Source organism: Phytohabitans sp. LJ34 (assembly GCF_052068095.1).
In the GTDB taxonomy this organism is placed as follows: Bacteria; Actinomycetota; Actinomycetes; order Mycobacteriales; family Micromonosporaceae; genus Phytohabitans.
The window spans coordinates 1-13599 of record NZ_JBQHDG010000046.1 but is presented as its reverse complement, the minus strand read 5'-3'; the positions used below and the strand labels follow the sequence as shown (position 1 = coordinate 13599).

Sequence of the window (13599 nt, the reverse complement as noted above, 5' to 3'; positions counted from 1 at the left end):
TCAGTACTTCAACAGGTTGGCGTCGTCGACGCTGGCCGACCGCCGGGTCCGGAAGATCGACATGATGATCGCGAGCCCGACCACGACCTCGGCCGCGGCCACCACCATGACGAAGAACGCCATGATCTGGCCGTCGAGGTTGCCGTTGAGCCGGCTGAAGGTGACCAGCGCGAGGTTGGCCGCGTTGAGCATCAGCTCGATGCACATGAACACCACGATCGCGTTGCGCCGGATCAGCACCCCGACCGCGCCGATGGTGAAGAGCACCGAGGCAAGTACCAGGTACCACTCTGGATTATGAAGATTCACTTCACAGCCCCATCTTCAGTTCGAGAGTTCGCTGCGCTCACTTCTCGGTACCCTTCGGCGCTGACTCCGCCGGAGTCAGCTCGCGGGCGGGCAGGATCTGGGAGATGCTCCGGTCGGTCAGCGTGCCGTCGGGCAGGCGGCCGGGGGTGGCGACCGAGTCGGATGTGGCGTAGACGCCGGGGCCGGGCTTCGGGCCGGGGTAGTTGCCGGGGGCGAACCGCGCCCGCATCATCTCCGGCTGGGTGCGCTTCTCACCGCGACGCCGCTCGAGGTGCGCCAGCACCATCGCGCCCACCGCCGCCGTGATCAGCAGCGCGGACGTGACCTCGAACGCGAAGACGTACCGGGTGAACAGCAGGGAGGCGATGCCCTGCACGTTGCCGGCCTGGTTGGCCTGTTCGAGGCCGACCGCCGGGTCGTTCTGGAACGCGCGGGAGACACCCGTGCCGACCAGCCCGGCGAAGCCGAGGCCGAGCACGACGGCGCCCAGCCGCTGGCCGCGCAACGTCTCGATCAGCGAGTCGGACGCGTCTCGGCCGACGAGCATCAGCACGAAGAGGAAGAGCATCATGATCGCGCCGGTGTACACGATGATCTGCGCCAGGCCGATGAACGGCGCCGACTGGAGCACGTAGAACACGCCGATGCAGAGCATGGTCAGCACCAGCCACAGCGCGGAGTGGATCGCGTTGCGCGCGAAGACCATGCCGATCGCGCCGATCAGCGCCGGCCACACCAGGATCCAGAAGGTGACCGCCTCGCCGGTGGACATGCCGCCGGCGGCCGCGAGCGAGCTCACGCCGCACCTCCCGTGGTGCCCGAGCCGTCCGCCGTGTGCTGCTCCGACCACGGGGCCCGCTCGGCACCGGCCGAGGTGCCCGGGTTGGTCAGCGCCCCGATGTAGTAGTCCTTCTCGGTGTCGCCGAGGTACATCGGGTGCGGTGGCTGGTCCATGCCCGGCAGCAGCGGCGCGAGCAGCTGCTCCTTCGTGAAGATGAGATCCTGGCGGCTGTCCCGGGCCAGCTCGTACTCGTTGCTCATGGTCAGCGAACGGGTCGGGCAGGCCTCGATGCACAGTCCGCAGAAGATGCAGCGGGCGTAGTTGATCTGGTACACGCTGGCGTACCGCTCGCCCGGCGAGTAGCGCTGGTCCTCGGTGTTGTCGCCGCCCTCGACGTAGATCGCGTCGGCGGGACACGCCCAGGCGCACAGCTCGCAGCCGATGCACTTCTCCAGGCCGTCGGGGTGCCGGTTGAGGATGTGCCGCCCGTGGTAGCGCGGGGCGGAGACCGGCGTCTCGAACGGGTACGCCGTGGTCACCGTCTTGCGGAACATGTGCGCGAAGGTGACCCCGAACCCCTTGAACGCTCCGATGGCGCTCATCTAACTCTCCTTATCCGGGAGGTCTCCGCCGGCGCCCGCGCCGACGTTCGCCGGCTCGCGCTCGGCCACCGCGCGGCGGGCGCGGGGGCTCGGCGGCACCTGGAGGTCCATCGGCGGGATCGGGAAGCTCCCCGGTGGACGGGACTTGACCTGCTCTTCGAGGGGCTTGTCCGGCGCGCGCTTGCCGCTCGGCCAGAGCAGCGCGAGCAGGACGATCCCGACCAGGAACCCGCCGAGGATCACGAACTTCTCGTCGCCGGTGTCCTCGTCGCGCGCGACCTGGAGGGCGGCCAGCGACAGGATCCAGACCAGGTTGATCGGCAGCAGCACCCGCCAGCCGAGCTTCATGAACTGGTCGTACCGGAGCCGGGGCAGCGTCGCCCGCAGCCACACGAAGACGAAGACCAGCAGCACGACCTTGATGAAGAACCACAGCATCGGCCACCAGCCGGAGTTGGCACCGGCCCAGATCGTGGTGATCGGCGCCGGCGCCCGCCAGCCGCCGAGGAACAGCGTCGCGGTGGCCGCCGACATCGCCACCATCGCCACGTACTCGGAGAGCATGAAGAGCAGGAACTTCAGCGACGAGTACTCGGTCATGTAGCCGGCGACGAGCTCGGACTCGGCCTCGGGGAGGTCGAACGGAGCGCGGTTGGTCTCGCCGACGATCGCGATGAAGAAGATGATGAAGCTCGGCAGCAGCAGCAGGGCGTACCAGCCCGGCGCGTCCACGTTGATCGGGCCGAGGTCGAACTCCTTGCCGCTCGCCTGCGCCGCCACGATCTGGCTCGTCGACATCGTGCCGGAGAGCATGAAGACGGCCACGACCGACAGGCCCATCGAGACCTCGTACGAGATCATCTGAGCGCTCGACCGCAGGCCGCCCAGGAGCGGGTAGGTCGAGCCGGAGGCCCAGCCACCGAGCACGATGCCGTACACCGCCATGCCGGAGCAGGCCAGGATCAGCAGCACCGCCACGGGTACGTCGGTCACCTGAAGCGGGGTGCGGTGCCCGAAGATGCTCACCATCGGCCCGAACGGGATGACCGACAGCGAGGTCATCGCGCAGATCACCGCGACCGTTGGCGCGAAGAAGAAGACCACCTTGTCCGCGGTACGCGGCATGATGTCTTCCTTGAACGCGCCCTTGAGGCCGTCGGCGAGTGTCTGGAGCAGGCCGAACGGGCCGGCCTGGTTGAGGCCCGGCCGCACCGCCATCCGCGCCACGACCCGCCGCTCGAACCACACGCCGAGCAGCGTGCAGACCATGCCGAAGGCGAAGACGAAGACGACCTTGATGAGCACCAGCCACCACGGGTCGTGCCCGAAGTCCTGGAGCGTGGGGTCCTGTGCGAGCGGCATCAGTGCGTCCCCCTCGAAAGCCGTACCACCGCGCCAGACGTGGCGCCGAGCGCCCGCCGCACGGTCGAACCGGGTGAGTTCGTCGGCAGCCAGACGACGCCGTCCGGCATGTCGGTGATCGCCGCCGGCAGCGTGATCGCGCCGCGGTCGGTGCCCACCGTGACCGGGTCACCGTCGGCGACGCCGAGCGCCTCCGCCGGGCCCTTGGCCAGCCGCACGACCGGCGGGCGGGCGGTGCCGCCGAGGTACTCGTCGCCGTCGGTCAGGCTGCCCAGGTCGATCAGGTGGTGCCAGGTCGCCAGCACCGCCTCGCCGGCGGCCAGCGTAGGCCGAGGTCCCGGCGCGGTCGTCGGCGCGTCCGGCCGCTCCGCGCGGGTCGCCGGCAGCGAGCCGAGCTCGCGGCGGATCAGGTTGACCTCGCCGGTGCCGAGCGTGACGCCGAGCTGGGCGGCCAGGGCGTCGAGCACGCGGGCGTCGTTCATCGCCGGCGTGGAGAGCACCGCCTCGAACGTGCGCAGGCGCCCCTCCCAGTCGACGAAGCTGCCGGCCTTCTCGACGACCGGTGCGACCGGGAAGACCACGTCGGCGCGGCGGCTCACCGCGCTGCGCCGCACCTCCAGGCTGACCAGGAACGGCACCGTGTCCAGCGCCTGCTCGGCCAGCCGCGGGTCGGCCACGTCGGCCGGGTCGACGCCGGCCACGACGAGCGCGCCCATCCGGCTGCCAGCGGCCGCCGCCAGGATCGCGTTGGTGTCCTTGCCGACCTGGCTGGGGATGACGCCCGCCTCCAGGTCCCAGGCACCGGCCAGCTCGGCGCGGGCCGCGGCGTCGGTCACCAGCCGCCCGCCGGGCAGCAGGTTGGGCAGGCAGCCCGCGTCGACCGCACCCCGGTCGCCGGCGCGCCGCGGCACCCAGGCCAGCTTGGCGCCGGTACGCCCGGCGAGCGCGGCGGCCGCGGACAGTCCACCTGGGACGGTCGCGAGCCGCTCGCCGACCAGGAGGATCGCGCCCTCGGCCCGCAGCGCCTTCTCGACCGACTCGTCGTCGGCCAGCGCCTGGGCCTCCTCGCCCGGCGCGACGAGCGCGACCGAGGCGCCGAGCTTTTCGAAGCCGCGGGTCGCGAACGGCGCGAGCGCCAGCACGCGGGTGCGGCTCTTCGTGACCGCCTTGCGCAGCCGCAGGTAGAGGATCGGGCACTCCTCCTCCGGCTCCAGCCCGGCGATGACCACGACCGGCGCCTTCTCCACGTCGGTGTACGTCACGTCGGTGCCGCCGACCACAGTGGACGCCAGGAAGTCGGCCTCTTCGGTCGAGAGCGGCCGGGCGCGGAAGTCGATGTCGTTGGAGCGCAGCGCCACCCGGGCGAACTTCGCGTACGCGTACGCGTCTTCGACCGTGAGCCGGCCGCCGGTCAGCACGCCGATGCCGTGCGCGCCGTCGCGGGCCTTGCGCAGCCCTTCGGCGGCCACGGCCAGCGCCTCGGACCACGGCGCCTCGCGCAGCTCACCGGTCTTCGCGTCGCGCACCATCGGCGTGGTGATGCGGTCGAAGGCGGTGGCGTACTGGAAGCCCCACCGGCCCTTGTCGCAGTTCCACTCCTCGTTGACCTGTGGGTCGTCGCCGGCCAGCCGGCGCATGACCTTGCCCCGCCGGTGGTCGGTGCGCTGCGCGCAGCCGGCCGAGCAGTGCTCGCAGACGCTCGGCGAGGAGACCAGGTCGAACGGGCGGGCGCGGAACCGGTACTGCGCGCCGGTGAGCGCGCCGACCGGGCAGATCTGCACGGTGTTGCCGGAGAAGTAGGAGTTGAACGGGGTGTCGCCTTCCCCGTCGCCGGCCGCGCCGTCGCCGGTGCCTTCGCCGCCGAAGAAGTCGTCCCGGTACACGTTGATCTGCTCGCCGGACGAGCGGTCCATCAGGTCGATGAACTTGTCGCCCGCGATCTCCTCGGAGAAGCGGGTGCAGCGCTGGCAGAGCACGCACCGCTCGCGGTCGAGCAGCACCTGGCTGGAGATGTTGATCGGCTTCTGGTACTCGCGCTTGTGCTCGTGGAAGCGGGAGTCGGCGCGGCCGGTCGACATGGCCTGGTTTTGCAGCGGGCACTCGCCGCCCTTGTCACACATCGGGCAGTCGAGCGGGTGGTTGATCAGGAGCAGCTCCATGACTCCCGCCTGCGCCTTCTTGGCCACCGGCGAGCTGAGCTGGGTCTTGACCACCATGCCGTCGGCGACGGTCTGCGTGCAGGAGGCGACCGGCTTACGCTGCCCCTCGACCTCGACCAGGCACTGCCGGCAGGCGCCCGCCGGCGCGAGCAGCGGGTGGTCGCAGAACCGCGGGATCTCGATGCCCATCTGCTCGGCGACGCGGATGAGCAGCGCACCCTTGGGCGCGGTCACCTCGACGCCGTCGATGGTGAGCGTTACCGTGTCCGCCTTCTTGGCCACGTCGGTCATTTAGTGCGCTCCCACAAGCTGCTTGGCGCTCAACCGAGGCGCTTTCCGGCCCTCGATGTAGTCCACGTAGTCCTGCTTGAAGTACTGGATCGACGAGGTCACCGGGCTTGTCGCACCGTCGCCGAGCGCGCAGAACGAGCGGCCGAGGATGTTGTCGCAGGTGTCCAGCAGGGTGTCCAGATCCTGGTGGGTGCCGGCGCCGGAGAGGATCCGGCGGTAGATGCCCACCATCCAGTAGTTGCCCTCGCGGCACGGGGTGCACTTGCCGCACGACTCGTGGTGGTAGAACTCCAGCCACTTGTACGTCGCGTACACCGGGCAGTCCTGGTCGGAGAAGATCTGCGTGGCCGTGGTGCCGAGGATCGAACCGGCGGCCGCCGCGCCCTCGAAGTCGAGCGGCACGTCCAGGTGCTCGGCGGTCAGCAGCGGCGTCGACGAGCCGCCCGGCGTCCAGAACCGCAGCTCGTGGCCGGGCAGCATGCCGCCGGCCAGCTCCAGCAGCTCGCGCAGCGTGATGCCCATCGAGCACTCGTACTGGCCCGGGTTGACGATCCGGCCGGACAGCGAGTAGATCATCGGGCCGGACGACTTCTCCGTGCCCATGGTCTTCCACCAGGCGGCACCGCCCAGCACGATGTACGGCACGCTGGAGATCGTGCCGACGTTGTTGACCACCGTGGGGCTGGCGTAGAGGCCGTGCGTCGCCGGGAATGGCGGGCGCAGCCGCGGCTGGCCGCGGAAGCCCTCCAGCGAGTCCAGCAGCGCGGTTTCCTCGCCGCAGATGTACGCGCCTGCTCCACTGTGGACGACGACGTCGAGGTCGTGCCCGGAGCCGAGGATGTCGGTGCCGAGGTACCCGGCCGCGTACGCCTCCTGCACCGCGTTGCGCAGCCGGCGGGCCGCGTGTACCGCCTCACCGCGGATGTAGATGAACGCGCGGTTGGCCCGGATCGCGTACGACGCGATGATCACGCCCTCGATCAGCGAGTGCGGGTCGTGCGTCATCAGCGGGAGGTCTTTGCAGGTGCCCGGTTCGCCCTCGTCGGCATTGACCACGAGGTAGTGCGGCTTGCCGTCGTTTTGCGGGATGAAGCCCCACTTCAGCCCGGTGGGGAAACCGGCGCCGCCGCGACCGCGCAGGCCCGAGTCCTTGATGAGCTGGATCAGGTCGTCGGGGTGCGCGGCCAGCGCCTTGCGCAGCGCGGCGTACCCGTCGAGCTGCTCGTAGACGCCGATCCGCCAGGCCTCCGGCGACAGCCAGCGCTTGGTGAGGACCGGAGTCAGCTTCTCCAGCACCTCACGACGGGGGGACGTCATTTGGCCTCCTTGAGAGCCTGCTCGTGCGCCTTCGCCGGCTGGCCCGACGGCGAGCGGTCGCGGGCCGGCTGGTTGGCCGCCACGCCGGCGGCCTGCGCCGGAGCGGCGTCGCCCTGCGAAGACTTGATCGGCGTGTCCGGGTCGAAGCCGGAGACGCTGACGCCGTGTTGCTGCGCCAGCCGCACCCCGCGCAGGGTGGGGTCGCCGGCCGGCCCGTCGGCCATCGCCTCCTCGCGCGGCTCGGCGAAGCCGGCGAGCTGGAGCGACATCTCCTTGAGCGTGCAGAGCCGGGCCCCGCGGGTGGGCTGCGGCCGCTGCCCGGCGCGCAGCTGGTCGACCACGTGCACGGCGGTGTCCGGGTCGACGCGGTCGAAGAACTCGTAGTTGACCGTCATCACCGGGCCGTAGTCGCACGCCGCCAGGCACTCGGCGTGCTCGAACGTGATGGTGCCGTCGGCGGTGGTCTCGTCGTGCCCGACACCGAGGTGATCGCTCAGCCGGTCGTAGATCTCCTGGCCGCCGAGCACGTTGCACATGGTGTTGGTGCAGACGCTGACCAGCCAGTCACCGGTCGGCCGCCGCTTGTACATCGTGTAGAACGTGGCCACCGCACCGACCTGGGCCTTGGTGATGCCCAGCAGCTCGGCGCAGAACTCCACGCCGGCCGGGGACACGTTGCCCTCTTCGGACTGCACGAGGTGCAGCAGCGGCAGCAGGGCCGACCGCGACCGGTCGGCGGGGTAGCGCGCGATGATCTCCAACGCCTTCGCGCGCGTAGCGTCACTGAATCCCACTAGCGGTCACACCCACCCATCACGGGGTCGAGGGAAGCGCCCCCGGCGATCACGTCGGCGATCATGCCGCCCTCGGCCATGGCCGGGATCGCCTGGAGGTTGATGAAGCTGGGCTCGCGGTAGTGCACCCGGTAGGGCCGGGTGCCGCCGTCGGAGACCGCGTGCACGCCGAGCTCGCCGCGCGGCGACTCGATGCCCACGTACACCTGGCCGGGCGGAACCCGGAAACCCTCGGTGACCAGCTTGAAGTGGTGGATCAGCGACTCCATCGACTGACCCATGATCTTGGCGACGTGTTCCAGCGAGTTGCCCATGCCGTCGACGCCGATGGCGAGCTGCGCCGGCCAGGCGATCTTCTTGTCGGCCACCATGATCGGGCCAGGCTTGAGCCGGTCGAGCGCCTGCTCGATGATCTTCAGCGACTCGCGCATCTCGGCCATGCGGACCAGGTAGCGCCCCCACACGTCGCCCGTCGGCGTGGTCGGCACGTCGAACTCGTACGTCTCGTAGCCGCAGTACGGCATGGTCTTGCGCAGGTCCCACGGCAGGCCCGCCGAGCGGAGCACCGGGCCGGTGATGCCGAGCGCCAGGCAGCCGGTCACGTCGAGCACCGCGACGTCCTTGGTGCGCTGGTGCCAGATCGGCTGGCCGGACAGGAGCGCCTCGTACTCCTTGAGCTTCTTCGGCATCATCGCCAGGAACTCGCGGATCTTGACGATCGCCTCGTCGGGGATGTCCTGCGCGACGCCGCCCGGCCGGACGTACGCCATGTTCATCCGCAGGCCGCTGACCATCTCGAAGATCTCGAGGATGTACTCCCGCTCGCGGAAGCCGTACAGCATCATCGAGATCGCGCCGAGCTCCAGGCCGGTGGTGCCCAGCCAGACCAGGTGCGAGGCGATCCGGTTGAGCTCCATCATGAGCACCCGGATCGTCGTGGCCCGCTCGGTGATCTCGTCTTCGATGCCGAGGAGCTTCTCCACCGCCAGCGCGTACGCCGTTTCGTTGAAGAGCGGCGCGAGGTAGTCCATCCGGGTCACGAACGTCGAGCCCTGGATCCAGTTGCGGTACTCGAGGTTCTTCTCGATGCCGGTGTGCAGGTAGCCGACGACCACCCGGGCCTCGCGGACGGTCTCGCCCTCAAGCTCCAGGATCAGCCGGAGCACGCCGTGGGTCGACGGGTGCTGCGGGCCCATGTTGACCACGATCCGCTCGTCCTGGATCGGGTCGGTGCCGCCGACGACGGTGTCCCAGTCACCACCGGTGACGTTGAAGACCTTGCCCTCGGTGGTCTCGCGCTCTGTCGCGTACCCCGGTGTGGTCATTGGTAGCTCCTCCGCTTGTCCGGCGGCGGTATCTCGGCGCCCTTGTACTCCACGGGCACCCCGCCGAGCGGGTAGTCCTTGCGCTGCGGGAAGCCCTCCCAGTCGTCCGGCATCAGGATCCGGGTGAGGTTGGGGTGGCCCTCGAAGATGACGCCGAAGAAGTCGTACGTCTCCCGCTCCTGCCAGTCGGCCGTCGGGTAGACCTGGGTGACGCTCGGCACCCGCGGGTTTTCGGCGGTGACCGCCACCTCCAGCCGCACCCGCCGCCGGTATGTCATCGAGGTCAGCTGGTAGACCACGTGCAGGCGGCGGTCGTCGGCGCCCAGGTAGTCCACACCGGACACCGACGAGCAGAGCTCGAAGCGGAGCCCCTCGCTGTCGCGCATCACCCGGCAGACCTCGGCGATCCGCTCCGGCTTGATGTGCAGGGTCAGCTCGCCCCGGTCGACGATCACCTTCTCGATCGCGTCCTCCAGGCCGGGGAACGCGTAGTCGAGCGCGTCGTACACCTCGTCGAAATAGCCGCCGTACGGCCGGGCGGTGCCGACCGGCTCGACCCGACGGCGCACCAGCCCGCCGAAGCCGGAGGTGTCGCCGGAGCCGTGGATGCCGAACATGCCCTTGCCGGCCGGGCTTGCCGGCGGGTACTCGGCGGGCGCGCCGGCGGTGGCACCAACCGGCGGTGCCTGCACGGGCACGCCGCCGCCCGGGTCCTCGCTGGGCTTGTTGGGTTCAGCCATTACCAGCGCCCTCCAGCCTGAAGGTGCCTCTCCTCTTGCATCCACTTTTCGATGCGCAGCTGCTCCTCGCGCCCCTCGCGCACGGCCTGCGTCCACTCGGCGCGCTTGGCCTTGTCGGAGCGGTACGACGAGGGCATCGAGCCGGGCGCTACCGCGGGCACGTCGCCCCGGGCGATCCTGGCCTCGAGCATCTTGCGGCCGTTGGCGCCGAGCGGCTCGTACATGATCTTCTCGCGGAGCTTGAGGATCGCGTCGATCAGCATCTCCGGCCGCGGCGGGCAGCCGGGCAGGTACATGTCGACCGGCACGACGTGGTCGACGCCCTGCACGATCGCGTAGTTGTTGAACATGCCGCCGCTGCTCGCGCAGACGCCCATCGACAGCACCCAGCGGGGCTCGGCCATCTGGTCGTAGATCTGGCGCAGCACGGGGGCCATCTTCTGGCTCACCCGGCCGGCGACGATCATCAGGTCGGCCTGGCGGGGCGAGGCGCGGAAGACCTCCATGCCCCAGCGACCCAGGTCGTAGTGCGGCGCACCCGCGGCCATCATCTCGATCGCGCAGCACGCCAGCCCGAAGGTGGCGCCCCACGTCGAGGTCTTGCGGGTCCAGTTGACCAGCTTTTCGACGCTGGTCAGCAGGATGCCGCTCGGCAGCTTCTCTTCGATTCCCATGGCGCGTAAGACCTCAGTCCCAGTCCAGACCCCCGCGCCGCCAGACGTAGGCGTACGCGATGAAGACCGTCCCAATGAAGAGCAGCATCTCCACGAACCCGAAGACGCCGAGCGCGTCGAAGGACACGGCCCACGGGTACAGGAAGATGATCTCGATGTCGAACACGATGAAGAGCATCGCGGTCAGATAGAACTTGATCGGGATCCGCCCGCCGCCAACCGGCTCCGGCGACGGCTCGATGCCGCACTCGTAGGCGGCGAGCTTGGCCTTGTTGAAGCGACGCGGGCCGAGCAGCGGCGCGATCGCGACGGAGAAGACCGCGAACGCCGCGGCGAGGGCGAAGACCCCGATGATGGGTACGTACGGCGAGAGCGACATCCTCTTTCCCCTGCTCGTCCTTCCCTGCCTGCGTCTATCTCGGTCCAGCGGTTACTTCGATCGATTCACACTATTCACACGCGTGCGGGCTCATACCGCCGGGGCCACCCTGGTCATGGCGTTGATGACCCGGTCCATCGCGTCGCCACCGCGCGGATCCGTCAGGTTTGCCAGGAGTTTGAGCACGAACCGCATCAGCGTCGGGTGCGGCATGCCGTGCCGGGTCGCGATCTTCATGATCTGCGGGTTGCCGATCAGCTTCACGAAGATGTTGCCCAGCCGGTAGTACCCGCCGTACCGCGCCTTGAGCTCGGCCGGGTAGGCCGCGAGCGCCTTCTCCCGGGCCGGTCCGGCCGGCCGGGACAGCGCCTGCACCGCGACCTCCGCGGCGAGCTCGCCGGACTCCATCGCGTACGCGATGCCTTCGCCGTTGAAGGGGTTGACCATGCCGCCGGAGTCACCGACCAGGAGCACGCCCCGGGTGTAGTGCGGCACCCGGTTGAAGCCCATCGGCAGCGCGGCGCCGAGGATCGGGCCGTCGGCGTTGGCCTCGTCGGCCATGCCCCAGTCCGGCGGGGTGCTGCCGAGCCAGTCGACCAGCAGCCGGCGGTAGTTGGTCTTGCCGAACGCGGCCGAGGAGTTGAGCACGCCCAGGCCCACGTTGACCCGGCCGTCGCCCATCCCGAAGATCCAGCCGTAGCCGGGCAGGAGCTTGTCGCCCGCCTCGCGGCTGCGCAGCTCCAGCCAGGACTCCAGGTAGTCGTCGTCGTGCCGCAGCGGCGAGTGGTAGTAGCGCCGGACGGCGACCCCGATCGGCCGGTCTTCGCGCTTGGCCAGGCCCATCGCGAGCGGGAAGCGGCCGGAGACGCCGTCGGCGGCGATCGTCAGCGGCGCGTGGAACGTCTTCTCCTCGCCGTCGACCTCCGCGACCACGCCCACCGCGCGACCGGCGCCGTCGAGCACCGGCCCGGTGACGTTTGCCTTGGTGTGCAGCACCGCGCCGGCCTTGACCGCCTGCTTGGCGAGCAAGTCGTCGAAGTCGAGCCGGGTGCGCACGAGGCCGTAGTCGGGGAAGCTGGCCAGCTCCGGCCAATCGAGCTCGAGGCGCACGCCGCCGCCGATGACCCGCAGGCCCTTGTTACGCAGCCAGCCCGCCTCCGGGCTGGTGTCGATGCCGAGCTTGACGAGCTGCTTGACGGCGCGCGGAGTGAGCCCGTCGCCGCAGACCTTCTCCCGGGGGAACTCGGTCTTCTCCAGCAGGAGCACACGCAACCCGTGTCGGGCCAGGTGGTAAGCCGTTGTGGAACCACCCGGACCGGCGCCTACGACAATGACGTCGGCTTCGTCGGTCACGGTTCCACCTCCGATCGGTGCGCTCGTGAAATGCTTCACAAGCGTTTCCGTGTGGAGTCTAGAACCGGCCCACGGGGGCCACTTGGTTAGGCAACCCTAATGTTCTTGGTTGGCCGCGACTTCGCTGGCCGCACTGCTTTCGGTGACCCGTCCGGGCATCGCCGGGACCTGTTCGGTGACCTTCTGGCCATCGAAGTGCATCCCTGCCCGCCCCAGTGCGGCCGTCAGGTCGGCCGCGAGGCGCTGCGCGGCCTCCGGGTGCTCTTCGGCCAACTGCCGCATTTGCGCGAGCATGTCCGCGATCGCGTCGCTTTCCCCCGCCATGCGCGCAGCATAACCGCGAAATGCCCCATTTGTGGCTTTCTACGGGCGAGTCGCGCGGTGCAGGGCGACGATCCCGCCGGTCAGGTTGCGCCACGCCACGCCCTGCCAGCCGGCCGCATCGATCACCGCCGCGAGCCCAGCCTGGTCCGGCCACGCCCGGATCGACTCGGCCAGGTACACGTACGCATCGGGATTGCTCGACACCCGGCGGGCCACCGTGGGCAACGACCGCATCAGGTACGACATGTAGACCTGCCGGAACGGCTCGGCGGTCGGGTGGCTGAACTCACACACCACGAGCCGCCCACCGGGCCGGGTGACCCGGGCCAGCTCGCCCAGCGCGGCGGCCGGGTCGACAACGTTGCGCAGGGCGAACGAGATGGTCACCGCGTCGAAGGCGGCGTCCGGGAAGGGCAGCCGCAGCGCGTCACCGGCCAGCAGCGGCACGCCCGGCCGTACGCGGCGACCGGCCTGGAGCATGCCGATGGAGATGTCGAGGCCCACCGCGTACGCCCCGGAGGTGCCCAGCTCCTGCGTCGAGACCCCGGTGCCGGCGCCGACGTCGAGCACCCGCTGCCCCGGCGCCAGGTCGAGCGCGTCGCGGGTGGCCTTCCGCCACCCCCGGTCGCGGCCGAAGGAGAGCACCGTGTTGGTCAGGTCGTACCGCCGGGCCACGCCGTCGAACATCGCGGCGATCTCGTGCGGCTGCTTGTCCAGGTCTGCGCGGGTCACGCGTCCCATCATCGGGTACCCGAAAAAACGCCGTGAGCGAGGCGGTCTCCCACCCCGCCCACGGCGGTCTTGCTCTATGTATACGACCGGCGCACGGTCGAGACGCAAATCACCGTCTGGGGGCCACCGAGACGGCGATAGGACGCGAGGACGCTAACGTCGCGCCACGATCTCGCGCGACCCCCGGTTCGTTATCACAGGGTGATCTGATCGCGACCTCGGCACCAGTTCGTCCACATTGGTCCGCAGTTTAACGAGCCGAACCGACTCGGCGTCTGAGAGAGATCCAACGGAACGCGCACCAACTGCCAACCGTTCGGCCCAGTCGGTTGGTGCGCTCCAGATCCCAACCCAAAGATAGAGATGTGGGCTACCGCGACGATGCTCCTATGGTTGTCAAGCGGCGGGGTCAGGGTCGTTTGTTGTGATGATTTGGTAGAGCTCGCGGGCGATGTAC

General features: G+C 69.7%; 14 protein-coding genes. All 14 read right to left on the bottom strand.

Annotation, left to right across the window (positions count from 1 at the left end; translation table 11 throughout):
• Positions 1 to 309: an NADH-quinone oxidoreductase subunit NuoK gene (gene nuoK / locus ACTMTJ_RS44595; protein ID WP_441225097.1), complete on the bottom strand. Its 309-nt coding sequence runs from the start codon at positions 307 to 309 to the stop codon at positions 1 to 3.
• A 37-nt stretch (positions 310 to 346) separates the two neighbouring features.
• A complete protein-coding gene (locus ACTMTJ_RS44590) occupies positions 347 to 1108 on the bottom strand; it encodes an NADH-quinone oxidoreductase subunit J (protein WP_441225096.1) in 762 nt (253 codons plus the stop codon).
• Positions 1105 to 1692, bottom strand: coding sequence for an NADH-quinone oxidoreductase subunit NuoI (nuoI, locus tag ACTMTJ_RS44585; protein ID WP_441225094.1), 588 nt, complete (start codon positions 1690 to 1692; stop codon positions 1105 to 1107). The genes ACTMTJ_RS44590 and nuoI overlap by 4 nt, the downstream gene beginning before the upstream one ends.
• Positions 1693 to 3054 carry an NADH-quinone oxidoreductase subunit NuoH gene (gene nuoH, locus ACTMTJ_RS44580; RefSeq protein ID WP_441225092.1) on the bottom strand — a complete coding sequence of 454 codons (1362 nt, stop codon included), beginning with the start codon at positions 3052 to 3054 and terminating at the stop codon, positions 1693 to 1695.
• Positions 3054 to 5504, bottom strand: a complete 2451-nt coding sequence (locus ACTMTJ_RS44575; RefSeq protein ID WP_441225090.1) for an NADH-quinone oxidoreductase subunit G — start codon at positions 5502 to 5504, stop codon at positions 3054 to 3056. The genes nuoH and ACTMTJ_RS44575 overlap by 1 nt, the downstream gene beginning before the upstream one ends.
• A complete protein-coding gene (gene nuoF / locus ACTMTJ_RS44570) occupies positions 5505 to 6821 on the bottom strand; it encodes an NADH-quinone oxidoreductase subunit NuoF (protein WP_441225088.1) in 1317 nt (438 codons plus the stop codon).
• Positions 6818 to 7615 (bottom strand): NADH-quinone oxidoreductase subunit NuoE, encoded by a 798-nt coding sequence (nuoE, locus tag ACTMTJ_RS44565; RefSeq protein ID WP_441225086.1) that lies wholly within the window; start codon positions 7613 to 7615, stop codon positions 6818 to 6820. Before nuoE ends, nuoF begins: the two co-directional genes overlap by 4 nt.
• Positions 7615 to 8940, bottom strand: coding sequence for an NADH-quinone oxidoreductase subunit D (locus ACTMTJ_RS44560; protein WP_441225084.1), 1326 nt, complete (start codon positions 8938 to 8940; stop codon positions 7615 to 7617). The genes nuoE and ACTMTJ_RS44560 overlap by 1 nt, the downstream gene beginning before the upstream one ends.
• Entirely contained in the window at positions 8937 to 9680 is a 744-nt protein-coding gene (locus ACTMTJ_RS44555) for an NADH-quinone oxidoreductase subunit C (protein ID WP_441225083.1), read from the bottom strand. Before ACTMTJ_RS44555 ends, ACTMTJ_RS44560 begins: the two co-directional genes overlap by 4 nt.
• A complete protein-coding gene (locus tag ACTMTJ_RS44550; RefSeq protein WP_441225081.1) occupies positions 9680 to 10354 on the bottom strand; it encodes a NuoB/complex I 20 kDa subunit family protein in 675 nt (224 codons plus the stop codon). Before ACTMTJ_RS44550 ends, ACTMTJ_RS44555 begins: the two co-directional genes overlap by 1 nt.
• 13 nt (positions 10355 to 10367) lie before the next feature.
• The gene (locus tag ACTMTJ_RS44545; protein ID WP_441225079.1) at positions 10368 to 10733 is read right to left on the bottom strand and encodes an NADH-quinone oxidoreductase subunit A; all 366 of its coding nucleotides are present in this window, start codon (positions 10731 to 10733) and stop codon (positions 10368 to 10370) included.
• A 90-nt stretch (positions 10734 to 10823) separates the two neighbouring features.
• Positions 10824 to 12086 carry a geranylgeranyl reductase family protein gene (locus ACTMTJ_RS44540; protein WP_441225078.1) on the bottom strand — a complete coding sequence of 421 codons (1263 nt, stop codon included), beginning with the start codon at positions 12084 to 12086 and terminating at the stop codon, positions 10824 to 10826.
• A gap of 96 nt (positions 12087 to 12182) precedes the next feature.
• Positions 12183 to 12410 carry a hypothetical protein gene (locus ACTMTJ_RS44535; RefSeq protein ID WP_441225076.1) on the bottom strand — a complete coding sequence of 76 codons (228 nt, stop codon included), beginning with the start codon at positions 12408 to 12410 and terminating at the stop codon, positions 12183 to 12185.
• Between the two features lie 39 nt (positions 12411 to 12449).
• Positions 12450 to 13151 carry a demethylmenaquinone methyltransferase gene (locus ACTMTJ_RS44530; RefSeq protein WP_441225074.1) on the bottom strand — a complete coding sequence of 234 codons (702 nt, stop codon included), beginning with the start codon at positions 13149 to 13151 and terminating at the stop codon, positions 12450 to 12452.
• Positions 13152 to 13599 lie beyond the last annotated feature (448 nt).

Bases quoted from the DNA above. Each gene is read 5' to 3' on its own strand.
- nuoI (WP_441225094.1), bottom strand. From the start codon at position 1,692: ATGAGCGCCATCGGAGCGTTCAAGGGGTTCGGGGTCACCTTCGCGCAC.
- nuoH (WP_441225092.1), bottom strand. From the start codon at position 3,054: ATGCCGCTCGCACAGGACCCCACGCTCCAGGACTTCGGGCACGACCCG.
- ACTMTJ_RS44575 (WP_441225090.1), bottom strand. From the start codon at position 5,504: ATGACCGACGTGGCCAAGAAGGCGGACACGGTAACGCTCACCATCGAC.
- nuoF (WP_441225088.1), bottom strand. From the start codon at position 6,821: ATGACGTCCCCCCGTCGTGAGGTGCTGGAGAAGCTGACTCCGGTCCTC.
- ACTMTJ_RS44560 (WP_441225084.1), bottom strand. From the start codon at position 8,940: ATGACCACACCGGGGTACGCGACAGAGCGCGAGACCACCGAGGGCAAG.
- ACTMTJ_RS44555 (WP_441225083.1), bottom strand. From the start codon at position 9,680: ATGGCTGAACCCAACAAGCCCAGCGAGGACCCGGGCGGCGGCGTGCCC.
- ACTMTJ_RS44550 (WP_441225081.1), bottom strand. From the start codon at position 10,354: ATGGGAATCGAAGAGAAGCTGCCGAGCGGCATCCTGCTGACCAGCGTC.
- ACTMTJ_RS44545 (WP_441225079.1), bottom strand. From the start codon at position 10,733: ATGTCGCTCTCGCCGTACGTACCCATCATCGGGGTCTTCGCCCTCGCC.
- ACTMTJ_RS44535 (WP_441225076.1), bottom strand. From the start codon at position 12,410: ATGGCGGGGGAAAGCGACGCGATCGCGGACATGCTCGCGCAAATGCGG.
- ACTMTJ_RS44530 (WP_441225074.1), bottom strand. From the start codon at position 13,151: ATGGGACGCGTGACCCGCGCAGACCTGGACAAGCAGCCGCACGAGATC.